The organism is Pleomorphomonas sp. PLEO, from assembly GCF_041320595.1.
In the GTDB taxonomy this organism is placed as follows: domain Bacteria; phylum Pseudomonadota; class Alphaproteobacteria; order Rhizobiales; family Pleomorphomonadaceae; genus Pleomorphomonas.
In genome coordinates this window covers 909,384-934,004 of the sequence record NZ_CP166625.1, presented here as the reverse complement: position 1 = coordinate 934,004, position 24,621 = coordinate 909,384, and the positions used below count along the sequence as shown (strand labels likewise).

The following is a 24,621-nucleotide window of genomic DNA, read 5'->3' as shown; positions in this document are numbered from 1 at the left end:
GATTTGCTTACCTGATCGTCAGCGAAGTCGCCGGCGTCAGGCCGCCTGTGGCGCCCATCAGCGTACCGTCAGCGGTCACCACCGGCGGGTGAGCGAAGATCAAGCACCAGAACACCTTGTACTTGGAATTCGGATTATAGGCCGTGGCGATGCCCATAAGGCTCATCTCCGGGTCCTTCATGCCGCGATCGTGCGGTGGCGACTGCCGCCAGCCGGAGAAGGCCTCGGCGAGCGTGTGATAGCCGGCCGCCACGTTCTCGCCCGCATTTGAGAACTGATACCCATAGCTCTTGAGACGGGTACCAAGCAGCGAGTGACCGTCGACGTCGTGGCCCATCTTGTCAGCCGCCGCCATCTTCTTCGCGTAATCCTGGGCAATACGGTTGAGGCGCGGATCGAGCGTCAGCGGCGCGATACCCGACTGGGCACGGTACTGGTTGAGCATGGACTGCGCCTTGCTCTCATCAAGGTGCGCCGTCGGCGAGGCGAGATCCTCGTAGAAGCTCGGCTTGGGCGGCGGGGGCGGCGCACTCTGACAGGCGGCGAGAAAGAATACCGCGCAAAGCGGCAGAAGGGCGAAAGCGCGTCCGGACACGGGGTATCTCCATGATGGCACGATCAGCTGAGCCGACCGGCAGGTGGATTTGCCACCAAGAACACGAATGGGTGGTTAAATTTCGGCAAACTTTGGCCATAACGGACAGTGGCGATTGGCCCTCGCTTTCGCCATTGTGGGCATGCTAGGCTGAAATTCCTCCGCAATTGTCCGTAGAGAGGTCAGCCTTGTCCGCCCTTGAAGAGATCGCCGGGGAAGCCGTGCTCTGGCGCCGCGATCTGCATCGCCGTCCCGAACTGCTTTACGCCCTCGACGAGACATCCGCCTTCGTAGCCCAAAAGCTCACCGCTTTCGGCCTTGACGAGGTGGTGACCGGCATCGGCGGCAGCGGCGTCGTTGGCGTGCTCCGGGGCCGTCCAGGCAACCGCGCCGTCGCGCTGCGCGCCGACATGGACGCCTTGCCCATCGAGGAGATCACCGGCGCACCTTGGACCTCCGAAAAACCGGGCGCCATGCATGCCTGCGGCCACGATGGCCACACGGCAACGCTACTTGCCGCCGCTCGCCGCCTTGCCGCCGATCGCGACTTTGCCGGCACCGTCGTCTTCGTCTTCCAGCCGGCCGAGGAAGGTGGCGCCGGTGCTCGGGCAATGATCGACGACGGCTTGTTCGAACGCTTCCCCGTCGACGAGATCTACGGCATACACAACTTGCCGGGCCTGCCGGTGGGGCGCTTTGCCGTACGCCCCGGCGCCATCATGGCATCGACCGACCGTTTCTATATCGACATTCTCGGCCGAGGCGGCCACGCAGCGCGCCCACACGAGACGATCGATCCCATTCTCGTCGGTGCCCAGCTGGTGACGGCTCTTCAGTCGATTGTGGCGCGCAACACCGACCCGCTCGCCTCGGGCGTCGTATCGGTGACGACCTTTCACGCCGGCAATACCGATAATGTCATTCCACAGACCGCCCGCCTCTCGGGCACCGTCCGCGCGCTCAACGGAAGGGTCCGGGAAGAACTCGAGGCATCGGTCGGCCATATCGCAAAAGCGGTCGCCACCACCTTTGGCGCCGAGGCGAACGTCGCCTACGAGCGCGGTTATCCGGTGACGGTCAACCACGCCGCGGCCGCCGCGCGGGTTGGCGATGTCGTGGAAGAACTGTTCGGCAGCAGTGCGATCGACCGAGCTGGAGCGCCATTGATGGCGGCCGAGGATTTTTCCTACTATCTCGAGCGCGTGCCCGGCGCCTATTTCTTCATGGGCAATGGTCCGTCGGCCGGCCTCCACCACCCGGCCTATGATTTCGCCGATGAGGCGATCGCCCCCGGCGCCGCCGTCTGGACCGCCCTGGCCAAGGCAAGCCTCGCCGCGGTCGACTAACCGCTAAATCCCCAACTTAAGGCTTTGGGAACCGTAGCCTTCTACCTTGTCCGAGCGGCCAATACGGCCGCGCGGAGGAAACGATGCTCCGTCTGCTTGGATTGGTACTGGCCGCGACGGTGGTCATCGGCTTCTTTGCGCCGGAATTGCAACGGCTTGCCGACATGTCGCCTGTGAGCGAAGCCCCTGCGCCCGTTGCTGTGCCGAAGCCGGCGGCCATGCTCGGGAGGGCGGAGATCGCCGCCGACAACCGCGGCCACTTCATTTTCAACGGTCGCGTCAACGGACGGCCGCTGACCATGCTCGCCGACACCGGCGCGACGCTGGTAGCGCTGCGCGCTTCCGACGCACGAACAGCCGGCCTGATCGTCCTTCCGGGCGACTATACGGCGAAAGTATCGACCGCTGGCGGCGTCGCGGAGGCCGCGCGGGTACGGCTCCAGGAAATCGAGGTCGGCGGCATCCGGGTGACCGACGTCGATGCCCTCGTGCTCTCCGACAAGCAACTCGCCACCAACCTGCTGGGGATGAGCTTTCTCAACCGCCTCAAGGCCTTTTCCATTGAGAATGGGCGCCTGGTGTTGAGCCAGTAACGACACATCCGGAGGCTCCCAGTCACCAGGAGCCCGATGCCTGACGGGGCGGTCGTCAGTCGGCGGATTTCGCCTTCATCCCGGTCTGCATGCGCTCGGCGGCACCGCGCAGAATAACGCGCACAATGACGGCACCACTCTCATCCTTTTCAATCTCCGAGAGCTGGCCGCTCACGCGGGCAACAGCGGCCTTAAGGGCGGCCAGCGCCAAATTGGTATCGGCAACGCAGGCGCCTTTGGTCCCACCCGCGGCGGCACGCGCTTGCACCTGCAGGCCGGCGGTTTCGAAGTCGATGCCGCGAACGTCGATCTTCATGTCGACCGGCAAACTGCCCACCTGCGTATATGCGACAAAGGCGGCAAAGCGCGCGACCGCGCGCAGATTATCGGTGCCGCCAGACACCTCCGGATCCTCGCCGTCGATCCCGGAAACCTGTACCGCCCCCGCCTCCGTCGCCGCGTCGAGCCACTCTTGCACGAAGGAGGCGATCTCCACGTGCTCCTGGCTCTTTTTGCCACCGCCCATCAGCGCAAGACAGGCTTCCAGCATCTGCTTGTACTCAAAGCTGCGCGTCGCAGCTCGGGAGACTTCTTCCATACCCGCCTTGAGTGCCGTCTCCGCCGCGATCCGCTCGCCATACAGCGTACTGATATCGACGCCGACCAGAACGTTGACCGGCGCACGGGTTTCGGTTCCCAGCACCAAAGAGGCCATCAATGCCTGCTTCTGGCCGTTCGGCGTGGGAAACTCGACTGGTCTGATTCCGCTCTTGTGGGCCTCGATGTAGGTCTTGAGGCTATGGCGTGCTCCATTCGCCACGTCGCGCAACACCAGCGGCGACACTTCATTGGTTCTGAGGATGTCGCGTCCAAACAGGCGGGCACACGTGGAATTGGCAAAGAATGGATGACCGTCGCCATTGACCTGGAGCACTGCGAAGGGCGACGACTCGATGATGGTGTCGGCAACCGTGACCCGAGTCCGCCAAACATCGGCCAACATGGACCGCAGGCATTCGAAGGCGAAGGTCAGCCTGCCAACCTCGCCGCCCCACGCCTTGAGCGGTTGATCGCGATCCGCGGAAGCGGGATCTTGCAACATGGCCTCGACCACCGTCCGGAGGCGACGCAGCGGCCACCAGACCATCAGCATCATGACCATCTCGGTAATCGCCGCCGCTGCTGTCGCCCCGCCGAGAGCGATAGTAACGGCACGATCGTCGCGGACAGTCTCGAGACTGGTGATCTCGCCGACATCGACGCGCAGGAAGATGTGGAAAGGGGTGAGAGACACCTCGGGCGGATAGTAGAAATCGGCCTTGCTGCTACCGGCCGGACGAAACACCGTATGTCCGGTACGCATCACCGAGGTGAAGCTTGCTTCGATGCGCTCCCCGAACACTTGCTGCTCATGCCCGGAACTGTCGTAGAGGACACCGCCCCGGATGGCGCCGATTACCACAAGCCGTTCCGCCACTCGGGTAATTTCATCGGCCTTGTTTTGAAAGCGAGGGTCGATCGCAGCCGACAGGATCTTGCCCACATCGGCATATCGCCGTTCGAGGTAACGCTCGTCGTCTTGAGTACGGACGGCGCTGGTAATCGTGAAAAGGGCTACGAGCACCGCGCCGAAGGCGAGTACCGACGGCCTCAGGATCGTGGAGATGTGGAACGCCGGGGATGCCACGGAACGCAATCTCTCAGGAAGGGCGCCAGACGTACTGACAGACAGCCACCTTAACAGCCCCGCGTTGCCGGCCCGTTAATTAACGCCGTCCACGTTTTGGCCAATGCCGGTTCGCCCCAAGAACTCCACACCGTTTCCACTGGCTAGCTGGTGAAAGCGATCGTCGTTCCCTGCCGAGGCTTCAGGTAGAAGACGTGGCTGAGATTGTAGGTCGTGCTGCCGGTAATGCTCTGCATGAAGCTGGCGAAGGGCGAGCTGTAGGCATAGGTAACCCGTCCGACGACCACCTCGTCGCCGACCGAGGCTATGGTGCTCGGAACCGTAAGTCCGGTGGGCGGTGCCGCACCGGCTGTCGCAGCTGTGTCATTGCGCGACTTCGACCAAGCGACCTTCTGTCCGGAAGACGTGACGTCGACAACGACGATCACCACTTTGGCCACAGAAGAATCGTAAGGCTCCATGATGGCCGATGTCGCGTCGAAGATGCCGCTCATCAAGGTCGTGCTGACCGAGGTCTGTTGGGCAACAAGATCAGAAATGGTGCTGGCGGCCCGGCTGACTTTGCGATCGAGAATGAGAGCTGTCGTCAACTCGCCACAGCCAGCGTAGATCACCAGCATCACCGGCAGGATCACCGCGAACTCCACAGCCGATACGCCGCCGCGCTCCGTCACGAAACGTCGGAAAAGATCCATTGCCGGGAGCCTTGCTACCATGGGAAAGGTTCCGTCTGGAAAGCAACGACGCTGCTGAGCAGTTGATCCCCGTTGGACAACTTGGTGAGACTGCGAGCCAAGAGATTGAACAGGACGGGCCAAGCGTAGAAGCTGCGGACGACGATGATCTCGCTCTTGTTGCCATTGGTATATTTTGTAGAGGTGATATTGCCGTCCTTGTCGAGCGGACTGGTCGGCGTGTAGGCGCCAAAGCTCGAATAGGACTGGACGTCGACATAAAGTCGCGTGCTGCATTCCACAAGATTGACCATGCCAGTGCAGATATTGGCTTTGAATTGGTCCTGGGTTAGCGACTGGGCCTTGGCCTCGCCGGTTCGGATCAGACGGGATGCCGACACGGTGGCGGTATCAAGCACTTGCCCGATAAAAAACATCAACGCCATCTCCAAGATGGCGAACAGCAGCAAGAAGAACGGAATCGAAACGATGGCGAACTCCATCGCCACCGCGCCGCGGCGATCGCCAAGAAGCCGCGCGCAATGCTGCGCTTCGTCCGGCGTAACAGGCGGACTTGAACGATGGAAAGGCCAGGTCGGGCGCAATAGAACTTCCCCCCGCGGCGAGTTGGCTCGCAAGGCCGAGTTTGCTCCGAACACCTTACCAAGCGGTGTAGCCACCCTTATTCTACTGGCTGCTCGGAGCGGCGGCTTGAGACGAGGCATTTGTGCCGCTGGCCGCGGCGGCGCCGGTAGAGGCCGTGGCCGGACTACCGCTACCAGCACCATTGTGCTGAGAAACTTGGCCAAGAATGCCCGAAAAATGCTCTGCATCATCGCCGGGAACCGCCGTCGGCTGGCATTCCGGCAGGCAGCTGAGCGACAGTCGCTTGGCGCCCTTGTAGACCGTGACGAAATTTTCCGACGCCGCGAGCACGGCGAGCTGCACGTCGGTAATGGTCTCGCCCTGCTCATCGAGCACGATGAGGTTGGTCTGGCCGTAGGCGCGTCCGGTTACGATAAGTGTCTGCGAGTCCTGCAGCGTTGCGTCAGCGATGGAAGGGTTGCCGATCACGATGGTACTCGCCGGAGCCGCCAGCCGATAGATCTTGGCCTGATCGAGCTCGACTTTCACCATGTCGGCGGCGTGGCTAGGAGCAGCCATGAAGGCTGCGGCGATCGGTCCGACAAGGACCGCAGCCAGTAGAGCCGAACGAACGAGCCTCGTGGACATGGGACGCTCCGGTAACCATCTGTTCACCGCGATCATCACCGGTGTTGGTAAATAAAGCGCCAACGCTATCGCACTCCTTCGCATTCCAGCCTGGCGACAGGATCGGTGTGGTAGAGTGCCCTCCCAAAATACCCATGCCGATAACCGCCGTTATTCTGAAGAAAAAGCAGTTTTGAGGGCCATTAGGGGCTCGCCTCCGGTTGATAGGGAGGTAAAGGAAGCGTTTTTTGCCTGTGCATTCAGTTAACTTTAACCATCTAGCGATTTTTGCGGATAGGGCCGCCTTTCATCGATCGCCTTAACTCGGCAGCAACAGCTCGCGGCCTAGATTGACCTCGGTTCAGACGGGTCAGGCGAAATTAGACCTTCGAACCTGTGCTGTCAGATTAGTGAGCTTAGGAGTACCTCAAATGAAGGCTCTCGTTTCGCGTTTCCTGAAGGACGAGTCCGGCGCTACCGCCATCGAATACGGCCTGATCGCCTCGCTGATTGCCGTCGCGATCATCACCGCCGCAGGCACACTCGGCAATAACATCAGCGGCACCTTCAACTCGATTGCCGGCAAGATGAAGAACGCCACCTGAGACCCAGGCGGAAGATCCGCGCGGCTGCTTCCCACCGGAAGCCGCGGGCGAGGCCGGATGCGTGCCTCTGGCGCGGACCTGCTTAAGTCGGTTCCAAAAGGGGAGGCCATCATGGCCTCCCTTTATGTTTTTAGGCCATCATGGCTTGTCATTCAGACGCCGTTTACCGCGCTCGGCTAGCGTCGGTCAGTGTGCTTCATGCCTGAAGGCGTCCCGGAGAGAGCCCTTGCCGATCGTCGCGACCCTTTTTGTTGCTATCTTTCCTGTCGTGGTCACGGTAGCCGCCTCTTACGATCTCCTGACCATGCAGATTCCAAACCGCTTCCCGGCAGCGCTCGCCATTGCCTTCCTAGCGACGGCACTTCTAACAGGTGTATCGCTCGCAGGGATCGGCATTCATGCTCTGGTAGGTGTGGGCGTTTTGGCAGTTACGTTTATCCTGTTTTCCTTTGGTTTCCTCGGCGGCGGCGACGCCAAGCTTGCCTCAGCCATTGCGCTGTGGCTCGGGGTCGAACAGGCCCTCCCCTTCTTGGTGCTGACAGCTCTATTCGGTGGTGCGCTATCGCTCACCGTGCTGGCATTCCGCTCAGTGCCGCTGCCCGGCTTCCTACTCGGCTGGCCCCCGGCGCTTCGGCTGCACGAAAAGGGCGCCGGCGTTCCCTACGGTGTGGCGCTCGCCGCCGCTGCGCTCTCTGTTTTTCCCGATACGCAATGGTTCGTCATCCTCGCTAGGATATGAATCCACAGCGGCGGCCAATTGCTGATCGTTGCTGAATGGCCGATACAAACCGACACGATTTCCAACACCTTATTAACCATAAATTCAGCGTTACCACGTGTACTCGGACGTTGAGTGAAACACTCGTCGTCCCAGGTCACGAGGCAACATCATGCGCCCGATCCAACTGGTCATTCTGCTCGTCGCCGTCGGCGCTGCCGCCGGCGCCGGTCTCATCGCGACCCGGATCGGCACCCATGCACCGGAGGCGCCGCAACAGGTCGCCGCCCAACCGGCTACACCGCCGATGGACCTCGAGGATGTGCTCGTTGCTTCCAAGGATATCGGTATCGGCAAGAACGTCGACGTCGAGAACCTCGTCTGGAAGCCTTGGCCGAAGGATGGGCTGAACGAGGGGTATATTCAGCGAACGAGCCAACCAGACGCCGTCAGTGAGCTCAAGGGCATGTTGGTACGCAACCCCATCCTGGCCGGCGAGCCAATCCGCAAGGCCAAGCTGGTGCGATCCGACCGCGGCTTCCTGTCGGCCGTCCTGCCCGAGGGCATGCGGGCCGTAGCGGTACGCGTCAACGCCGCCTCGACGGCCGGTGGGTTCATCCTGCCGGAAGACCGCGTCGACATCCTGCTGGTGCGCCAGAAGGATGCAAACGAAGCGGTGGCCGAGACCATCCTGACAGACATAAGGATACTCGCCATCGATCAGTCGGTGCAGCAGACCGGCGACGACAAACAGCCCTCCATGGTGGCGCAGAACACGGCAACGCTGGAGCTCACGCCCGACCAGACTGAGCTTGTCACCCAGGCTCAGCAGATCGGCTCGATTTCATTGGCGTTGCGCCCTCTTGTCGACAACGACCAGCCCGCCGCCCGCCAGCGCAAACCCACCGGTGTCGCCGTCGTGAAATTCGGCGTCGTCTCTCGCGTCACGGCTCAGCAAGCGCCATGAACCAAGCGTCCCGACCGATCGCAACTGCAGGAAACCCGGTCATGAATCGCTGCCTAGCGCTGATACTCCCCTTCGCGGGTCTTTTTGCCGCCGGCCTGGCACTTTCCGCCGAGCCGGTCCGAGCCGCGGACCCCGCCGCCCTCAACTCGGTCACCGACATCGACGGCCGGGTTATCAACCTTGGCCTCAACAAGTCCATGGTCATCGACCTGCCTGAGGATATTCGCGACGTTCTGGTATCCAATCCGACGATCGCCGATGCGGTGGTGCGCAACAATCGCAAAATCTACCTGATAGGCATGAGCGTCGGCGAGGCTAACGTCTTCCTGTTCGGGGCCGGCAACCGCCAGATCGCGCATTTCGAGCTGGTGATCGGTCGCGACACCGTCGGCCTCGAGAATACGCTGGCACAGGTCGTTCCCGGCTCGCATATCAAGGCGCAGTCGCTCGGTGATTCTCTAGTACTATCGGGGACCGCCACATCGCCCGAAGCGGCCGCTACGGCGGCCAACATCGCCGGCAAGTTCGTTGGTTCGCCGGAAAAGGTCATCAACTCGATCTCCATCTCCGGCTCCGACCAAGTCAACCTGCGGGTCGTGATCGCCGAGGTAGAAAAAGACACGGTCAGGAAGCTCGGCATCGATATGGCGGGCACAGTGGGGGCGGTCACCGCGGCGAGTTCCGCGAGCAATCTCACGACCAATTTGGCGGGATTGTCATCCGATTCCACCAAACTGTTCGGTATCGGCGACACGAGCACCAGCTCGGCGCTGAACATCTCAACAAACAACTTTACCGCGATGATCAACGCCCTGAAGACCCAGGGTGTTGTGCGCACACTGGCGGAACCAAACGTCACGGCTATTTCAGGCCAGCCGGCCAAGGTGGTGGTGGGCGGCGAAATTCCCTACACGATCACCAGCAACAACGGCAACACCGTCAACTTCAAGGAATACGGCGTCATCTTGAAGTTCACGCCGGTGGTGCTGACTTCCGGCCGCATCAGTCTCAACATCAATACCGAGGTAAGCGACATCGACACGTCGCTCAGTTCCACCACTCCGGCCATCAAGAAACGCGGCGCTGAAACCACGGTTGAAGTCCCATCCGGCGGCGCCATCGCCATCGGTGGACTCTTGCGCGACAACATCTCCAAGACCATCAACGGCACGCCGGGCCTGTCGGACCTGCCGATCCTCGGCGCGCTGTTCAAGAGCGAGGCCTACCAGCGCCAGCAGACCGAACTGGTCGTCTTCGTAACACCCTATATCGTCCAGAACGTTGCGCCGTCAGCGATCACCCGGCCTGACCAGAACCTCAACTTCCAGGCCGACGCCCAAAGCTATTTCTTGAATCAGATCAACCGCATCTATCGCGTCAACGGTGCCGCTTCCGGTTCCTACCAGGGCCGCTACGGCTTCTCGTATGACTAAGCCGACGCATTGGAGGAGTGCCATGCAGGCAATGAATCCGCTTACCTGCCCCGAAAGGCAGCCGCGTCGGTCCGCGAAACCGGTGATGGTCGCTCTGGCGTTGGCGCTCGCCGCCTGCAACCAGCAGGGCCAGGCGCTGACGGACGGCCTACCGGCCGACGGCTACCGTAGCGCTTATCCGATTGCCGTCACCGAGGCGCCTCAAACACTGGACATTCCGGTCGGCACAGGCACGGGAGGCCTTTCCCCCGAGCTCAAGGCAGTGATCGCCGACTTTGGTGTCGACGCCGCGCGCAACGCCACCGGGCCAGTGGTCGTGATGACGCCTGCTGGATCGATCAATCAGGCGGCCGCCGATTATCTCGCTCGGCAGATCCAAACCGTTCTGCGGCAATCGGGTGTCGCGGCAGCCTATCTGAGAACTCAGACCTATGCTGTTGCCAACCCACGCGTTCCCGCACCGATCCGCCTCGGATTTGTCCGCATCAAGGCCGTGAGCCCTCCCTGTGGCCGGTGGACCTCCGATGCCCTTCCCGACACTCAGAAGGGGGACGATGGCGCCGAGTTCGGGTGTGCCACTCAGGCCAATCTCGCGGCCATGGTGGAAAATCCCAACGATCTCCTTATGCCGCGAGCAGAGACGCCCGTGCGTGGCTGGCAGCGCTGGGAAATGTTGCAGAAGGCGGCCAAGGGATCGAGCCCATCGGCCACTTATCCGACTTCGACTTTCTAGGAACCGACGGCTATGACCATCGACGATCCGCACGCTCCCTCCGCTTCCGGCCGGCCCGCCAACGCCGACGGGCTGAAACCCGTGCCGCGCATCGCCGTTCAGGCGTTCTGCGAAACGCCGGAAGTCGCCGACGTATTGGAGCTGGCGGCCGCCGATCGCCACATGGCCAAGGCACACGTCAAGGTGCACCAAGGCGGCGTCGCCGCCGCGCTTGACTTCTACGCCGCGGCCCCGACACCGAACCTTCTTTTTGTCGAGACACGCGAACGACGTGAGGGAGTGCTTGCCCAGGTCGACCAGCTGGCCACCGTATGCGATGCCGGTACCAAGGTCGTGCTGATTGGTCATCACGACGACGTGGCGCTCTACCGCGACCTCATGCGCCGCGGCGTTTCCGAATACATGGTCGCCCCTTTCGGTATCTACGACGTCATTCGCGAGATCGGTGAGATCTATCTCTCGCCCGACGTGAAGCCCGTGGGGCGGACGATCGCCTTCATTGGTGCCCGCGGTGGCGCCGGCTCGTCGACAGTCGCCCATAACGTCGCCTTCGCTCTGTCGCGCGCCTTCGATGGAGGCGTTGTGCTGGCCGATCTCGACCTGCCCTTCGGCACCGCCAGCCTCGACTTCAATCAGGAACCGGCACAGACATTGGCCGATGCGCTCGCCGCCGGTGACCGGGTGGATGACGTCTTTCTTGATCGACTGCTCGCCAAATGCGCCGACAACCTCAGCCTGCTCGCCGCGCCGGCGACTCTTGATCGCGCCTTTGACTACGACGAAATGGCCTTCGATCCGATCCTCGAGGCCGCCCGCGTCGGTGCGCCGGCGGTCATCCTTGATGTGCCACACCTCTGGACAGCCTGGGTCCGCCGACTGCTCGGCGCCGCCGACGAGGTCGTGATCACGGCGCTGCCCGACCTTGCCTCGCTCAGAAACACCAAGAACCTTATCGACCAGCTGAAAATCGCCCGCCCCAACGACGCGGCCCCCCGCCTCGTCATCAATCAGGTCGGGTTGCCGAAGCGTCCGGAGATCAAACCAGCCGATTTCCAGAAGGCGCTGCAGCTCGATCCGGCAGCCATCATTCCGTTCGACGCGGCGCTGTTCGGCACGGCGACCAACAATGGCCAGATGATCGCCGAAATCAACGCCCGAGCGCCGGTCGCGCAGATCTTCGACACGCTTGCCGCCCGGCTTACGGGTCGTAGCGTCGCCCGTAGCGGTCGCAAGTCGGCTCTCATGCCCCTGCTCGCCCGCCTGCCGCGCCTCAAGGCGCACTGACGATCAGGACGAGGAGACGTTCGATGTCCTTTGGCAAGCGTGGCTCAGCTGGCTCGGCCCAGGAGAAACCGAAGGCGCCTCCAGCGGCGTGGGCAGCCGACGCGCCCCCCACCTCCACATTAGCGACAACGCCGGCGCCCGCGGCTCGTCCCGCGTCGACCCCGGCGCCGGAGACGCAGGAGCGGCGTAGGTCCGACAGCTACTACGATACCAAATCGTCGATTTTCTCGGCGCTGATCGAAACAATCGATCTCAGCCAGCTCGCCAAGCTCGACATCGAAACGGCGCGCGAAGAAATCCGCGACATCGTCGGTGACATCATCACGCTGAAGGCGGTGGTGATGTCGATCTCCGAGCAAGAAGAACTGCTCGACGACATCTGCAACGACGTGCTGGGCTACGGCCCGCTCGAACCGCTGCTCGCCCGCGACGATATCGCCGACATCATGGTCAACGGCGCCGACGCCGTCTTCATCGAAGTCGCCGGCAAGATGATCAAGACCGGCGTGCGCTTCCGCGACAACGTCCAGCTGATGAACATCTGCCAACGCATCGTCAGTCAGATCGGCCGCCGTGTCGATGAAGCTTCGCCGATCTGCGACGCGCGCCTGCCGGACGGCAGCCGTGTCAACGTCATCGCCCCGCCGCTCGCCATCGACGGGCCGACGCTGACCATCCGCAAGTTCAAGAAGGACAAGCTGACGCTGCCGCAGCTGGTCAAGTTCGGCTCGATCACCCCCGAGGGCGCCGCCATTCTCGAAATCATCGGCCGCTGCCGCTGCAACGTGCTGATATCCGGCGGTACCGGCTCCGGCAAGACGACATTGCTCAACTGCCTCACCGCCTACATTGAACCCACCGAACGCATCATCACGTGCGAAGACGCCGCTGAGCTCCAGCTGCAGCAGCCGCACGTCGTCCGCCTCGAGACACGCCCACCCAACCTCGAGGGTGAGGGCCAGGTGACCATGCGCGATCTCGTCAAGAACTGCCTGCGCATGCGTCCCGAACGAATCATCGTCGGCGAAGTGCGTGGCCCCGAAGCCTTCGATCTGCTGCAAGCGATGAACACAGGCCACGATGGCTCGATGGGTACGTTGCACGCCAACACGCCGCGCGAGGCGATCTCCCGCATTGAATCAATGATCTCCATGGGTGGCTATACGCTGCCATCCAAGACGGTGCGCGAGATGATCGTCACTTCGATCGACGTGATCATCCAGGCGGCGCGCCTCAGAGACGGTTCGCGCCGCATCACCCATATCACCGAGGTGGTTGGCCTCGAAGGCGATGTGGTGATCACGCAGGATCTGTTTGTTTACGACATCGTCGGCGAAGAGAGCGATGGCCGCCTGATCGGCCGGCACCGGTCGACCGGTATCGGTCGGCCGAAGTTCTGGGATCGCGCCCGATACTATGGCGAGGAGCGGCGGCTCGCCGCCGCCCTCGATGCATCCGAGGCAAAGGAACCGGCCGGCGCCTACAGTTAACCTCCGGCAACAACAGAAGAGAGGGAGCATGCAGATCGGTATCGACATCCGCGTCCTCGCGATGATGGGCCTCGTTGGCTTTTCGATCGCCGCGCTGCTCTACGGTTTTTTCTACGGCCGCATAGAACGGCAGGCTTCGGTCGAACGCCGGCGGACGTTGGTGGTCGCGCCTTCAATCGATATCGAACGGACCAAGACGACCGCGCCCTCGTCCGCCCGCCGCCGCAACGTTCAGGAGACTCTGAAGGATCTGGAGATCAAGCAGAAGCACAGGGCATCGAAATCCACTAACCCGCCGATGCAACTCCGCCTCGAGCAGGCAGGACTTACGCTGTCCACTGGCCGCTTCTATGCCTATAGCGCCGTAGCCGGCATTGTCGTCACGGTCATCTGTTTCGTCACCGGCTTGCCGATCCTTCTTGTGCTTGGCGCAGGTTTCGTCGGTGCCTTCGGGCTGCCTCGCTTTCTCGTTAATTTCATTCGCAAGCGCCGTCATGCAGCCTTCATCGACGAGCTTTCCAACGCCGTCGAGGTCATCGTCCGCGGCGTCAAGGCGGGCCTGCCGCTTAACGATTGTCTCCGGATGATCGCCAGCGAGGCCAAGGAGCCAGTCAAAAGCGAGTTCCGCACCATCATTGAGGGGCTGCAGCTCGGAATGCCGATCGACGAGGCGGTCCTGCGCATGTACGAGCGCGTGCCGCTGCCGGAGACCAATTTCTTCGGCATCGTGCTCTCCATCCAGTCGAAGGCTGGCGGCAATCTCTCGGAGGCGCTCGGCAATCTCGCCAAGGTTCTCCGTGAGCGCAAGAAGATGCGAGCCAAGATCCAGGCGATGAGCATGGAGGCCAAGTCGTCGGCCGGCATCATCGGCTCACTGCCCTTCATCGTTACCACCCTCGTCTACCTGACCAGCCCCGACTACATCATGGTGTTGTTCATCACGCCGATGGGACAGATCGTTCTCGGCATTTCGATTCTCTGGATGCTGATCGGCGTCTTCGTCATGAAGCGCATGATCGCCTTCGACTTCTAAGGGACTACCATGGGCGCGATCATCGACACGTTGCGCGATCCGGTGGTCCTGATGGCCATCCTCGTATCGCTTGCCATATTCGCCACCGTTCTCAGTCTGGCCATGCCGCTCCTGTCGAGCGACCGCCTTCCATCCCGCATGCGCGCGGTCGCCGACGAGCGGGAAAAAATTCGCCAACGCGAGCGCGCTCGGCTGGCCGAGGAGGGGCGCGGCTCGCTGCGCGGCAAATCGTCCAAGGCCTACATGCGCGGTTTGGTCGAGAAGCTATCGCTCCGAAAAGCGCTACTCGACGAGAAAGGCGAGGAGAAGCTGAAGCAAGCCGGCTATCGGAGCGAAGCAGCCACCACCACTTTCTTGTTTGCCCGTTTCGTGCTGCCTTTCGGCTTCTTGGCGATTGCAATCTTCTACATGTTCGTCGTGTTGAAGATCGATCGTCCTCTCCCCTTCAAAATAGGCATATGCTTGATCATCGCCTATGCCGGCTTCTACCTGCCAGTGATCTTCGTCTCAAACGCTCTGCAAAAGCGCCAGCATTCGATCAAGCGCGCCTTTCCCGACTCCCTCGATCTTCTGCTTATTTGCGTTGAGAGCGGCATGTCGATCGAGCTCGCCTTCCGCCGCGTCTCCGAGGAGATCGGCAGCCAGTCGCTAGCACTTGCCGAGGAACTCAGCCTGACAACCGCCGAGCTGTCCTTCCTGTCCGATCGGCGGCAAGCCTATGAGAATCTGGCCAACCGCACAGGTCTCGACGGCGTCAAGGCGGTCTGCCTGGCACTCATGCAGTCCGAACGCTACGGCACGCCCATGGGCCAGACGCTACGCGTGCTCAGCCAGGAAAACCGCGACATGCGCATGAACGAAGCAGAGAAGAAGGCTGCGGCGCTACCGCCCAAGCTGACGGTGCCGATGATCCTGTTCTTCCTGCCGGTGCTGTTCGCCGTCATCATGGCGCCGGCCATCATCAAGATCATGTCGCTGCATTAAGCTGCGACAAAAACGCAAAAGCCCCGGACGATCACTCGCCGGGGCTTCGAGTTTTGAGATTCAGAGCGTCTACTTTGTGCCGTACATGCGGTCGCCGGCGTCGCCGAGACCGGGCACGATATAGCCCTTCTCGTTGAGATGGCTGTCGATCGCCGCCGTGAACACCGGGACGTCGGGATGCGCCTCAACGAAGTGCTTGATACCCTCGGGGGCGGCCAGCAGACAGACGAAACGGATATCGCGGGCACCGCGTTCCTTCAGCTTGTCAACGGCGGCAATCGACGAATTGCCGGTCGCCAGCATCGGGTCGACGACGATGGTCAGTCGGTCCGATAGATCGGCCGGTGCCTTGAAGTAATATTCGACAGGCTGCAGCGTTTCGTGATCGCGGTAGATGCCGATGTGCGACACACGGGCAGCCGGCACCAGATCGAGCATGCCCTCAAGAAGGCCGTTGCCGGCGCGGAGCACCGAGGCAAACACCAGCTTCTTGCCTTCGAGGGTTGGCGCCATCATGGTCTGCAGCGGCGTCTCGATCTCGACTTCGGTCAGCGCCAGGTCGCGCGTCACCTCATAGCAAAGCAATGTCGAAATCTCGCGCAATAGCCGCCGGAAGCTCGCCGTCGAGGTTTCCTTGTTGCGCATGATGGTGAGCTTGTGCTGCACCAGCGGATGATCGATGACCTTGACGCTCATAGGCTCCTCGCGGGCTTTGGGTTTCGGCGACCATAGAGATTCAGAGCCGCCTCCGAAACCGGCATTTTCCCCGATCTCCACCAGATTTCCGCTCACAACCGGGCAAGAAGTCGCGCTTTGGTTACCTCGTCGCAAAAGGCATCCTCGATCGCGATCCGTGTCACGGCTGCCAGCTCGGCATCGGTCAGCCCGAAAGCCTCACGCGCCACCCGGTATTCGTGGCCGACCGACGTCCAGAAGAACGGCGGATCGTCGGTATTGAGCGAGTGGCGCACTCCGGCCGCCCTGAGTGCCAGCAGCGGATGGCGGGCGTAGTCGGGATAGACGCCGAGCGTGACATTGGAGACCGGACACACCTCGAGGTGAATCCCCTCCTCGGCGATGCGGCGCACGAGGTCGGGGCTCTCGATAGCCCGCACACCATGGCCAATACGCCTTACGGGGATGGCGTCGAGCGTCGCCGCGACACCCTCCCAGGAACACCATTCGCCGGCATGGCAGGTCAGCGGCAGGCCCGCCTCGGCGGCAATTTCGAAAGCAGAAACAAACTCATGCGGCGCATGGAGACGCTCTTCGCCGGCCATGCCGAAACCCACGACCTCCGGCACGAGATTGTTGACCGCCATCCGCGCCGCCTCGACACCGCGATCGGGGCCATAGTGACGCTCGACGAGCGGGATCACCCGACCGACGATGCCCGTCGCAGCTTCGGCTCGGCGCAGCCCCTCGACGATGCCATCGAGATAGCTGCGATAGCCGAGACCTGAGCGTTCGCCAAAGTCGGGCGACACGAAGAATTCGGTGTAGATCGAGCCGGCCGCGGCGGCCTGCAACTGGTAGACCTCGGCGATCTCGGCGAAATCCTCGGGCGTGCGAAAGACCGAAGCGGCGAGATCATAGGCAATGAGGAAGGCCGAGAAGTCCGTCCAGAGGTAGCGCCCGTCGTCGTCGAACAGGCGCGACACGTCCACCCCGTAGCGGGCAGCGTTGCGGCGGACGAGGTCGGGCGTGGCACCGGCCTCAAGATGAACGTGCAGTTCGGCCTTCGGTGCCGAAGGCACGGCGGTCGGTTCGGTCATGGACAGTCTTTCACACTAGAGAGCGGCCGTGCCGGCCGGGCGCAAGGCTGAGCCAGGCGGCAACGGTCTCGGCCATGTCGGCAAAGGTATCGGGACGTCCAGCCGGGCCGGATGGCACGTGCGGACCGGCGAACAGCGCCGGCACGCGCTCGCGAGTGTGGTCGCTGCCGCGCCAAGTCGGATCGCAACCGTGGTCGGCGGTGATCAGCAGCATGTCACCATCGCCCATCGCCGCCTCCACTTCGGGCAGGCGCCGGTCGAAGTCTTCGAGACAGGCGGCATAGCCGGCAACGTCGCGACGGTGACCGTATTCGGTGTCGAAATCGACGAGGTTGACGAAGACGAGATCGCCGGCCCCAGCTTCACCAAGCGCCGCGATGCCGAGATCGAGATTGCCGTCGTTGGACTTGCCCTTGCGGGTGATGGTGATGTTCTGGTGGGCGAAGATGTCGCCGATCTTGCCGATGCCATAGACCTTGCCACCCGCCGCCTCGACGCGGGTCAGCAGCGTCGGTTCGGGCGGCGGCACGGCATAGTCGCGCCGGTTGGCCGTCCGCTTGAAGGTGTCCTTGGTCTCGCCAATGAAGGGGCGGGCGATCACGCGGCCAACGCGGTAGGCGTCGACCAGCTTACGGGCGATCTCGCAATCGGCGAGCAGCTTTTCGAGGCCGAAATGCGTCTCGTGAGCGGCAATCTGCATCACCGAATCAGCCGAGGTGTAGACGATCGGCTTGCCGGTACGGATGTGCTCCTCGCCAAAGCGGGCGATGACTTCGGTACCGGAGGCGTGGCAGTTGCCAAGGATGCCCGGTACACCGGTCGCGCGCACATAGGCTTCGATCAGTTCGGCCGGGAAACTTGGCGGCTCCGGCGGGAAATACCCCCACTCGAAAGGCACCGGCACGCCGGCGATCTCCCAGTGACCGGACGGTGTATCCTTGCCGCTCGATACCTCGGCGGGAGCGGCATAGCGCCCCTCCGCGACCATGCGGGAAAAGCCGGCCGGCTTCTGGCCAGTCGCAAGTTCGGCGGCAAGCCCGAGGCCCAAGCGCTCAAGATTGGGAAGTGAAAGTGGCCCCGATCGCAGCCCCTCTCGATCGCCCCGTCCGGCCGCGCATTCGGCCGCGATGTGGCCGAATGTGTCGGCCCCCTCGTCACCGAACCGGGCGGCATCCGGCGCGCCGCCGATGCCGAAGCTGTCGAGCACAATGATGATGGCCCGTTTCATGAGTCCTCCCCGGCGCCTGCCGGCACCTCCAGATCTTTTCTGAATCCCGGGGCGGCGCCGTCCACGACCGCCTCGGGAACCGGCTTATCCGCCGACCCGCTCGATCACCGAAGGGCCGCGTTCAGGCCGGTCGCCAAGCTGGTAGGCGGCAATCAGCGCCACCGTGGCCGCTTCGGCCGCCGCCTCGCTCGCCGCATGCACGAAGCCGAGCGGGTGATCGGGGCCAACATCCTCGCCAAGACCGGCCAATGCCGAGAAGCCAACGGACGGATCAATGGCATCCTGCGGCCGGGTACGGCCACCGCCGAGACCGACAACGGCAACGCCGATCGCCCGCGCATCGATCGCCGCGATGGTGCCGGCCTGAGGCGCGTGCACCGGTTTCACCACCGGTGCCTTGACGAGATAGCTGTCGGCTTTGGTCACGAAATCGATCGGCCCGCCGAGCGCGCTGACCATGCTACCGAAGATTTCCGCTGCCCGGCCAGAGGTGAACGCCTCCTCGACCGCGACACGCGCTTCGGCAAGCTCAGGACGAAGGCCGCCGATCACCAGCATTTCGGCCGAGAGGGCAACCGTCACCTCCCACATGCGCGGATCGATGCGCTTTCCGGTCAGGAAATCGACCGCGAGCTGCACTTCCAGTGCATTGCCGGCCGCCGTTCCGAGCGGCTCGTTCATGTCGGTGATCACGCCGATGGTCGGCAGACCGGCGCCATTTGCCACGTGAACGAGGCTTTCGGCCAAAGCCCGCGAATCCTCAAGGCTCGCCATGAAGGCGCCGGTGCCGGTCTTGACGTCGAGAACCAGACCATGGAGGCCGGCGGCGAGCTTCTTGGAGAGGATCGACGCGGTAATCAGATCGATGCTCTCCACCGTGCCGGTCACGTCGCGGATGGCGTAAACCCGCTTGTCGGCCGGAGCAAGATCGGCGGTCTGGCCGATGACGGCGCAGCCGACCTCGCGCACCACCTTGCGGAACAGATCGTTGTCCGGCTGCGTCTTGTAGCCCGGCACCGCGTCGAGCTTGTCGAGTGTGCCTCCGGTGTGGCCGAGACCACGGCCGGAAATCATCGGGACATAGCCCCCGCAGGCCGCGATGGCTGGCGCCAGCATCAGCGATACGGTATCGCCGACACCGCCGGTCGAATGTTTGTCGAGAGCTGGCCCCGGCAGGTCGGACCAGTCGAGCACGGTCCCCGAATCGCGCATGGCAAGGGTCAACGCCACACGCTCATCGATGGTCATGCCGCGAAAGAAGGTGGCCATGGCGAACGCCGCAACCTGTCCCTCGGTCACCGAGCCGGCCGTCAGGCCCTCGACCATGAAGGCGATCTCGTCGCGGCTGAGCACGGCGCCGTCGCGCTTCTTCCGGATGATTTCCTGCGGCAGGAAGCTCATGCCTTTGCTCCATAAGCAGCGATGACCCGAGGCAGGATGCGCCGGAGTTTCTCGGCTCCCCTGGGCGCCGCCTCTTTCACATCCTCATGACTGAGTTCCTGATCGGTGAGACCGGCGGCGGGATTGGTAACGGTGGAGACGGCAGCAACCTCCAGCCCCATGTAGCGGGCAAGGATCACCTCCGGCACCGTCGACATGCCGACGGCATCGCCACCGAGAATCTTGGCGGCGCGGATCTCGGCCGGCGTCTCGAAAGACGGACCGGTGAACCAGACGTAGACGCCGGAATGCAGTGCCACGCCCTCCGCGGCGGCGGCCTCGCGGAACAGCGCCTGCAAGCGGAGATCATAGGCCTGCGACATGCCGACGAAGCGCTCGTCGCCGAGTTCTCCGACCAGCGGATTGGAGCCGGTGAAGTTGATGTGGTCAGTGATCAGCATCAACTCGCCCGGACCGACCTCCAGATGCAGGCCGCCAGCGGCGTTGGTCAGGATCACGGCGCGGCAGCCGATCAGCTTCAGCACCTCGATCGGCGTCTTCATGACCGCCGCCTCGCCATGCTCGTAATAGTGAGCGCGACCGGACAGCACCGCCACCGGCTGGCCGGCGATGCGGCCAATGATCAACTCACCCTTGTGGCTGGAGACAGTGGAAACCGGAAAGCCCGGTAGATCGGCGAAGGAAAAGCGGACGGCGCCTTCGACGCTATCGGCGAACGAGCCGAGCCCGGAGCCCAGCACCATGCCGACGAGCGGCTTCAGATCAGTCTTGGCAGCGATCATCGCCGCCGCGCGGGCTGCGTTGGAGAGTTCAGGCATGTTCGTTCACTCCTCCAGAACGAATCCGGCCGGCAATAGCTCGGCCATCGTGAAATGCTGGCTGGCGCCTTCGGGATCGGCGGCCCAGATTTCGGTGGCCGGCGACGCTGCGAATTCCGAAAGACGCTGGCGGCAGCCGCCGCAAGGCGTGCAGAAGCGACCGCCCGGCACACGCTCGCCATCGATGCGGCTCGCCACCACCACGGCGCGGACGATATGCTTGGCACCGCCCATGACCATCTGGCCGATGGCCGTCGTCTCTGCGCACCAACCTTCGGGGAAAGCGGCGTTCTCGACGTTGCAGCCCGAATAGACGTTGCCATCGTCGGCGAGCAGCGCCGCGCCGACGGCATAGTTGGAATAGGGCGCGTGCGCCCGGGCGCGGGCAGCGCTCGCCGCCGCGAACAGCGTGTCGAAATCGGCCATCTCAGCGCTCCTTGACATAGGGTACGCCGCCAGCCTTCGGCGGCCGGGCCACGCCGATGAAGCCGGCGAGCAGCACGCAGGTCAGCACATAGGGCAGCGCCTGGAAGATCTGCACCGGCACTTCGCCGATGCCCGGTACGTTCTTGCCCTGCATGAAGTTGGCGAAGGCGTCGAGGAAGCCGAACAGCAGGCAGGCCAGCATCACCGGCACCGGCCGCCACTTGGCAAAGATCAGCGCGGCGAGCGCGATGTAGCCCTTGCCGGCCGACATGTCCTTCACGAAGCCCGCCGACTGGGCGATGGCAAGATAGGTGCCCGCGCAGCCGCAGAGAATACCAGCGCAGATGGTGGCGCGATAACGCAGCCAGGTGACGGAGATGCCGGCGGTGTCGACCGCTCCGGGATTCTCGCCGACCGCCCGAAGACGCAGGCCAAAGCGCGTGCGGTAGAGCACCCACCACGAGGCTGGCACGGCGAGGAAGGCGAGATAGGTCAGGATGTTGTGGCCGGAGATGACGTTGGCATAGAAGCGACCGAAGAAGCCCGTATCCCTGAGCTCGACGGCATAGGGAAAGACGATCTCGGTAAAGCGCGCCGAAGGAGACAGTGGCGGCGTTCGCCCGCCCTGGCTGAACCAGGCCTGTCCCAGTACAGCGGTGAGGCCCGACGCCAGGAAGTTGATGGCGACGCCCGACACGATCTGGTTGCCGCGATTGGTGATCGAGGCAAAACCGTGGATCAACGAAATCAGCACCGAAACCGTGATGCCGGCGAGAAGGCCCAGCCAGGGCGAGCCGGTCATGAAGGCGGCGACGGCGGCGGCGAAGGCCGAGAACAGCATCTTGCCTTCGAGACCGATGTCGAACACGCCCGCCCGTTCGGTGAACAGACCGGCCAGCGCGGTGAAGATCAGCGGGATCGACAGGCGGATGGTCGAGCCGAGGATCGAGATGATGTCTAGGTTTTCCATGGATCCCCTCCTCAGGCCTTGCCGAACCGCTGCCACACCCGGACGATGGCCGGGCGGAACATGTATTCGAGGGCGCCGGCGAACAGAACCACCAGACCCTGGATGACGACGATCATGTCGCGGGTGATCTTCGGCATGTCGAAGGACAGGGCGTCGCCACCCTGGTAGAGCACACCGAACAGGATGGCGGCGAGCACGATGCCGATCGGATGGCTGCGTCCCATCAGCGACACGGCGATGCCGACGAAGCCGGCGCCGCCGACGAACTCCACCTGCAGCCGGGCCGAGGCGCCGAGCACCGGATTGAGCGCCATCATGCCGGCCAGACCACCAGAAATCAGCATGGTGATGATCACCGTCTTGACGTAGGGGATGCCGGCATAGACGGCGGCCGTCGGGCTGGCGCCGAGCGTGCGGATTTCATAGCCGAGCTTGGTTCGCCAGATCAGCGCCCAGACGACGACGCACATGAACAGAGCGATCAGAAACGACATGTTAACGGGCGCCGCGCCGATCTTGCCACCGAACATGGCGATCAGCCAGTCGAGCTTCGGAAGCTGGCCACCCTCAAGGAAAACGCGGGTTTCCGGCGCCATCTTGCCCGGCACGATCAGCACGTGAACGAGCAGGTAGACCATCAACGCCGCGCCGATGAAGTTGAACATGATAGTGGTGATGACGATATGGCTGCCGCGCTTGGCTTGGAGCCAGGCCGGGATCAGCGCCCAGACGGCGCCAAAAATCGCCGCGCCCGCCACAGCGAACGGCATGGTCACGTACCAGGGCACGTAGTGGTCGAGGGCGAGCGAGGCGAGTGCCGCCCCGAGACCGCCGACATAGGCCTGGCCTTCCGAGCCGATGTTGAACAGGCCGGCGTGGTAGGCAACCGCCACCGACAGGCCCGTGAAAATGAAGTTGGTGGCATAATAGAGCGTGAAGCCTATGCCCTCGCCGTTGCCGAGGGCACCCTGCAAGAGGAGCTTCACGGCTTCGAGCGGGCTTTCGCCGATGAACCAGACGACGACGCCGGAAATCAGGAAGGCAACCACAAGGTTGAGGAACGGCATCAAGCCGTAGGTGATCCAATTGGGAAGCGGTACGGACGCGGTGCTCATCTCGGCCTCACGCGGCAATGCCGGCCATCATCAGGCCGAGGGTCTGTTCGCCAGTGTCGGGCGTCTTCTCACCGACCACATGGCCGGCAAACATCACGAGGATGCGGTCGGATAACGAGCGGATCTCATCGAGTTCCACCGACACCAGCAGCACCGCCTTGCCGGCGTCGCGCATGGCAATCAGCCGGCGATGGATGAACTCGATGGCACCGATGTCGACGCCACGCGTCGGCTGCCCCACCACCAGAAGTGCCGGGTCACGCTCGATCTCACGGGCAACGACGATTTTTTGCTGGTTGCCGCCCGAAAAATTGGCGGTCTTCAGCCGACAGTTGGGCGGCCGGATATCGTATTTCTCGATCTTGGCCTTGGCGTCTTCGCGGCAAGCGTCGAGGTCGAGCAATGGTCCCCGACCATAACGCCGGTCGCGGTGATAGCCGAGGACGGAATTTTCGCTCTCCTCGAAGCCCAGCACGAGGCCCATGTGGTGCCGGTCCTCGGGAATGTGGCCGAGGCCGAGCGCCCTGAGGCGGGCAGCGTCGAAACCGGTGACCGGCTGGCCGTTGATCAGGATCTCGCCGGAAGCCGGCTTGCGAATGCCGGTGATCGCTTCAAGAAGCTCCGACTGGCCGTTGCCGGCAACACCGGCGATACCGACGACCTCGCCGGCACGAACGTCGAAGGAGACGTTATCGACCATGGTGACGCCACGGCCGTCCTTGACCGTAAGGTTCCTGACCGACAGCACGATCTCGCCCGGAGCGGCCGGCCCCTTTTCGACGCGCAGAAGCACGCGGCGGCCGACCATCAGCTCGGCGAGTTCCTCCACCGTCGTCTCGGCGGTGTGACGGGTCGCCACCATCTCGCCACGCCGCATCACCGAAACCGTGTCGGTGATCGCCATGATTTCGCGGAGCTTGTGAGTGATGAGAACGATGGTCTTGCCCTGATCGCGCAGCACACCGAGGATGCGGAACAGGTGGTCGGCCTCGGCCGGCGTCAATACGCCGGTGGGCTCGTCGAGGATCAGGATCTCGGCGCCGCGGTACAGAGCCTTCAGGATCTCGACACGCTGCTGCAGACCGACCGGCAATTCCTCGATGATCGCGTCGGGATCGACCTCCAACCCGTAATCGGCCTCAAGGCGCTTCAGCGCCGACCGGGCGTCGGAGACGCCTCGACCGAGCAGCGCTCCGCCCTCGACGCCGAGAATCACGTTTTCAAGAACGGAGAAATTCTCAACCAGCATGAAGTGCTGATGGACCATGCCGATGCCGGCGGAAATCGCCGCCTGGCTGTCATGGATGACGGTGTCCTTGCCGTTGATGCGGATCGAGCCACCATCGGCCTGATAGAAGCCGTAGAGGATCGACATCAGCGTCGACTTGCCGGCGCCATTTTCGCCGATGATGCCGTGGATCGAGCCCTTGGCGACGGTGAGGTTGATGTTCTTGTTGGCGTGGACGGCGCCAAACTTCTTGTCGATGCCGATCAGTTCGATGGCGGGCGCTGCGGTCGGGGATGGGATCACGGC

Annotated in this window: 25 protein-coding genes; 11 read left to right on the top strand and 14 right to left on the bottom strand. The window is 63.0% G+C overall.

The genetic code is table 11. The features are described from left to right. Window positions 1-7: 7 nt before the first annotated feature. Window positions 8-595 carry a CAP domain-containing protein gene (locus AB6N07_RS04100; RefSeq protein ID WP_370676539.1) on the bottom strand — a complete coding sequence of 196 codons (588 nt, stop codon included), beginning with the start codon at window positions 593-595 and terminating at the stop codon, window positions 8-10. Window positions 596-783: 188 nt separating this feature from the next. Between AB6N07_RS04100 and AB6N07_RS04095 the strand changes: the two genes are divergently transcribed. Both AB6N07_RS04095 and AB6N07_RS04090 read left to right on the top strand, forming a co-directional pair. Beyond that, window positions 784-1,941, top strand: coding sequence for an amidohydrolase (locus AB6N07_RS04095; protein ID WP_370676538.1), 1,158 nt, complete (start codon window positions 784-786; stop codon window positions 1,939-1,941). Between the two features lie 83 nt (window positions 1,942-2,024). Continuing rightward, window positions 2,025-2,534 carry a TIGR02281 family clan AA aspartic protease gene (locus AB6N07_RS04090; RefSeq protein WP_370676537.1) on the top strand — a complete coding sequence of 170 codons (510 nt, stop codon included), beginning with the start codon at window positions 2,025-2,027 and terminating at the stop codon, window positions 2,532-2,534. 55 nt (window positions 2,535-2,589) lie between these two features. Here AB6N07_RS04090 and AB6N07_RS04085 read toward each other — a convergent pair whose 3' ends face one another. The 4 genes from AB6N07_RS04085 to AB6N07_RS04070 all read right to left on the bottom strand — a co-directional run bounded on the left by AB6N07_RS04085 (window position 2,590) and on the right by AB6N07_RS04070 (window position 6,128). Further along, on the bottom strand, window positions 2,590-4,221 hold the full coding sequence (locus tag AB6N07_RS04085; protein ID WP_370676536.1) for a hypothetical protein: 1,632 nt from the start codon (window positions 4,219-4,221) through the stop codon (window positions 2,590-2,592). A 143-nt stretch (window positions 4,222-4,364) separates the two neighbouring features. Next, window positions 4,365-4,937 carry a TadE/TadG family type IV pilus assembly protein gene (locus AB6N07_RS04080; protein ID WP_370676535.1) on the bottom strand — a complete coding sequence of 191 codons (573 nt, stop codon included), beginning with the start codon at window positions 4,935-4,937 and terminating at the stop codon, window positions 4,365-4,367. Next, on the bottom strand, window positions 4,931-5,500 hold the full coding sequence (locus tag AB6N07_RS04075) for a TadE/TadG family type IV pilus assembly protein (RefSeq protein WP_370676534.1): 570 nt from the start codon (window positions 5,498-5,500) through the stop codon (window positions 4,931-4,933). The genes AB6N07_RS04080 and AB6N07_RS04075 overlap by 7 nt, the downstream gene beginning before the upstream one ends. Before the next feature lie 82 nt (window positions 5,501-5,582). Beyond that, window positions 5,583-6,128, bottom strand: coding sequence for a pilus assembly protein N-terminal domain-containing protein (locus AB6N07_RS04070; protein ID WP_370676533.1), 546 nt, complete (start codon window positions 6,126-6,128; stop codon window positions 5,583-5,585). Window positions 6,129-6,538: 410 nt separating this feature from the next. Here AB6N07_RS04070 and AB6N07_RS04065 point away from each other — a divergent pair, with 410 nt between their 5' ends. The 9 genes from AB6N07_RS04065 (at window position 6,539) to AB6N07_RS04025 (ending at window position 15,354) form a co-directional block, all read left to right on the top strand. Next, on the top strand, window positions 6,539-6,712 hold the full coding sequence (locus tag AB6N07_RS04065) for a Flp family type IVb pilin (RefSeq protein ID WP_370676532.1): 174 nt from the start codon (window positions 6,539-6,541) through the stop codon (window positions 6,710-6,712). Between the two features lie 226 nt (window positions 6,713-6,938). Next, complete coding sequence (locus AB6N07_RS04060) at window positions 6,939-7,451, top strand: prepilin peptidase (RefSeq protein WP_370676531.1); 513 nt, start codon at window positions 6,939-6,941, stop codon at window positions 7,449-7,451. Window positions 7,452-7,602: 151 nt separating this feature from the next. Further along, window positions 7,603-8,397: a Flp pilus assembly protein CpaB gene (cpaB, locus tag AB6N07_RS04055; RefSeq protein ID WP_370676530.1), complete on the top strand. Its 795-nt coding sequence runs from the start codon at window positions 7,603-7,605 to the stop codon at window positions 8,395-8,397. A 41-nt stretch (window positions 8,398-8,438) separates the two neighbouring features. Next, window positions 8,439-9,830: a type II and III secretion system protein family protein gene (locus AB6N07_RS04050; RefSeq protein WP_370676529.1), complete on the top strand. Its 1,392-nt coding sequence runs from the start codon at window positions 8,439-8,441 to the stop codon at window positions 9,828-9,830. 22 nt (window positions 9,831-9,852) lie between these two features. Further along, window positions 9,853-10,563 (top strand): CpaD family pilus assembly protein, encoded by a 711-nt coding sequence (locus AB6N07_RS04045; protein WP_370676528.1) that lies wholly within the window; start codon window positions 9,853-9,855, stop codon window positions 10,561-10,563. 12 nt (window positions 10,564-10,575) lie between these two features. After that, on the top strand, window positions 10,576-11,847 hold the full coding sequence (locus AB6N07_RS04040; protein WP_370676527.1) for a CpaE family protein: 1,272 nt from the start codon (window positions 10,576-10,578) through the stop codon (window positions 11,845-11,847). A 23-nt stretch (window positions 11,848-11,870) separates the two neighbouring features. Further along, window positions 11,871-13,337, top strand: a complete 1,467-nt coding sequence (locus AB6N07_RS04035) for a CpaF family protein (RefSeq protein ID WP_370676526.1) — start codon at window positions 11,871-11,873, stop codon at window positions 13,335-13,337. A 28-nt stretch (window positions 13,338-13,365) separates the two neighbouring features. Beyond that, window positions 13,366-14,370, top strand: coding sequence for a type II secretion system F family protein (locus tag AB6N07_RS04030; RefSeq protein ID WP_370676525.1), 1,005 nt, complete (start codon window positions 13,366-13,368; stop codon window positions 14,368-14,370). Between the two features lie 9 nt (window positions 14,371-14,379). Continuing rightward, window positions 14,380-15,354, top strand: a complete 975-nt coding sequence (locus AB6N07_RS04025) for a type II secretion system F family protein (RefSeq protein WP_370676524.1) — start codon at window positions 14,380-14,382, stop codon at window positions 15,352-15,354. 69 nt (window positions 15,355-15,423) lie between these two features. On the opposite strand, the gene upp is transcribed toward AB6N07_RS04025, so the two are convergent. The 9 genes from upp to AB6N07_RS03980 all read right to left on the bottom strand — a co-directional run bounded on the left by upp (window position 15,424) and on the right by AB6N07_RS03980 (window position 24,618). Continuing rightward, a complete protein-coding gene (gene upp / locus AB6N07_RS04020; RefSeq protein ID WP_370676523.1) occupies window positions 15,424-16,050 on the bottom strand; it encodes a uracil phosphoribosyltransferase in 627 nt (208 codons plus the stop codon). Between the two features lie 92 nt (window positions 16,051-16,142). Further along, window positions 16,143-17,129, bottom strand: coding sequence for an adenosine deaminase (add, locus tag AB6N07_RS04015; RefSeq protein ID WP_370676522.1), 987 nt, complete (start codon window positions 17,127-17,129; stop codon window positions 16,143-16,145). Between the two features lie 10 nt (window positions 17,130-17,139). After that, entirely contained in the window at window positions 17,140-18,357 is a 1,218-nt protein-coding gene (locus AB6N07_RS04010; protein ID WP_370676521.1) for a phosphopentomutase, read from the bottom strand. An 84-nt stretch (window positions 18,358-18,441) separates the two neighbouring features. Beyond that, a complete protein-coding gene (gene deoA, locus AB6N07_RS04005; RefSeq protein ID WP_370676520.1) occupies window positions 18,442-19,758 on the bottom strand; it encodes a thymidine phosphorylase in 1,317 nt (438 codons plus the stop codon). Continuing rightward, window positions 19,755-20,576 carry a purine-nucleoside phosphorylase gene (locus AB6N07_RS04000; RefSeq protein WP_370676519.1) on the bottom strand — a complete coding sequence of 274 codons (822 nt, stop codon included), beginning with the start codon at window positions 20,574-20,576 and terminating at the stop codon, window positions 19,755-19,757. Before AB6N07_RS04000 ends, deoA begins: the two co-directional genes overlap by 4 nt. A gap of 6 nt (window positions 20,577-20,582) precedes the next feature. After that, a complete protein-coding gene (gene cdd / locus AB6N07_RS03995) occupies window positions 20,583-21,002 on the bottom strand; it encodes a cytidine deaminase (protein WP_370676518.1) in 420 nt (139 codons plus the stop codon). A gap of 1 nt (window position 21,003) precedes the next feature. Continuing rightward, the gene (locus AB6N07_RS03990; RefSeq protein ID WP_370676517.1) at window positions 21,004-21,972 is read right to left on the bottom strand and encodes an ABC transporter permease; all 969 of its coding nucleotides are present in this window, start codon (window positions 21,970-21,972) and stop codon (window positions 21,004-21,006) included. 11 nt (window positions 21,973-21,983) lie between these two features. Beyond that, window positions 21,984-23,087 carry an ABC transporter permease gene (locus AB6N07_RS03985; RefSeq protein WP_370676516.1) on the bottom strand — a complete coding sequence of 368 codons (1,104 nt, stop codon included), beginning with the start codon at window positions 23,085-23,087 and terminating at the stop codon, window positions 21,984-21,986. A 7-nt stretch (window positions 23,088-23,094) separates the two neighbouring features. Continuing rightward, window positions 23,095-24,618 (bottom strand): ABC transporter ATP-binding protein, encoded by a 1,524-nt coding sequence (locus tag AB6N07_RS03980; protein WP_370676515.1) that lies wholly within the window; start codon window positions 24,616-24,618, stop codon window positions 23,095-23,097. Window positions 24,619-24,621: the final 3 nt, after the last annotated feature.

What these genes read in the sequence shown, in the direction of transcription:
- AB6N07_RS04090 (WP_370676537.1), top strand. Translation starts at nt 2,025, where the DNA reads ATGCTCCGTCTGCTTGGATTGGTACTGGCCGCGACGGTGGTCATCGGC.
- AB6N07_RS04080 (WP_370676535.1), bottom strand. Translation starts at nt 4,937, where the DNA reads ATGGTAGCAAGGCTCCCGGCAATGGATCTTTTCCGACGTTTCGTGACG.
- AB6N07_RS04070 (WP_370676533.1), bottom strand. Translation starts at nt 6,128, where the DNA reads ATGTCCACGAGGCTCGTTCGTTCGGCTCTACTGGCTGCGGTCCTTGTC.
- AB6N07_RS04065 (WP_370676532.1), top strand. Translation starts at nt 6,539, where the DNA reads ATGAAGGCTCTCGTTTCGCGTTTCCTGAAGGACGAGTCCGGCGCTACC.
- cpaB (WP_370676530.1), top strand. Translation starts at nt 7,603, where the DNA reads ATGCGCCCGATCCAACTGGTCATTCTGCTCGTCGCCGTCGGCGCTGCC.
- AB6N07_RS04050 (WP_370676529.1), top strand. Translation starts at nt 8,439, where the DNA reads ATGAATCGCTGCCTAGCGCTGATACTCCCCTTCGCGGGTCTTTTTGCC.
- AB6N07_RS04045 (WP_370676528.1), top strand. Translation starts at nt 9,853, where the DNA reads ATGCAGGCAATGAATCCGCTTACCTGCCCCGAAAGGCAGCCGCGTCGG.
- AB6N07_RS04040 (WP_370676527.1), top strand. Translation starts at nt 10,576, where the DNA reads ATGACCATCGACGATCCGCACGCTCCCTCCGCTTCCGGCCGGCCCGCC.
- AB6N07_RS04035 (WP_370676526.1), top strand. Translation starts at nt 11,871, where the DNA reads ATGTCCTTTGGCAAGCGTGGCTCAGCTGGCTCGGCCCAGGAGAAACCG.
- AB6N07_RS04030 (WP_370676525.1), top strand. Translation starts at nt 13,366, where the DNA reads ATGCAGATCGGTATCGACATCCGCGTCCTCGCGATGATGGGCCTCGTT.
- AB6N07_RS04025 (WP_370676524.1), top strand. Translation starts at nt 14,380, where the DNA reads ATGGGCGCGATCATCGACACGTTGCGCGATCCGGTGGTCCTGATGGCC.
- upp (WP_370676523.1), bottom strand. Translation starts at nt 16,050, where the DNA reads ATGAGCGTCAAGGTCATCGATCATCCGCTGGTGCAGCACAAGCTCACC.
- add (WP_370676522.1), bottom strand. Translation starts at nt 17,129, where the DNA reads ATGACCGAACCGACCGCCGTGCCTTCGGCACCGAAGGCCGAACTGCAC.
- AB6N07_RS04010 (WP_370676521.1), bottom strand. Translation starts at nt 18,357, where the DNA reads ATGAAACGGGCCATCATCATTGTGCTCGACAGCTTCGGCATCGGCGGC.
- deoA (WP_370676520.1), bottom strand. Translation starts at nt 19,758, where the DNA reads ATGAGCTTCCTGCCGCAGGAAATCATCCGGAAGAAGCGCGACGGCGCC.
- AB6N07_RS04000 (WP_370676519.1), bottom strand. Translation starts at nt 20,576, where the DNA reads ATGCCTGAACTCTCCAACGCAGCCCGCGCGGCGGCGATGATCGCTGCC.
- cdd (WP_370676518.1), bottom strand. Translation starts at nt 21,002, where the DNA reads ATGGCCGATTTCGACACGCTGTTCGCGGCGGCGAGCGCTGCCCGCGCC.
- AB6N07_RS03990 (WP_370676517.1), bottom strand. Translation starts at nt 21,972, where the DNA reads ATGGAAAACCTAGACATCATCTCGATCCTCGGCTCGACCATCCGCCTG.
- AB6N07_RS03985 (WP_370676516.1), bottom strand. Translation starts at nt 23,087, where the DNA reads ATGAGCACCGCGTCCGTACCGCTTCCCAATTGGATCACCTACGGCTTG.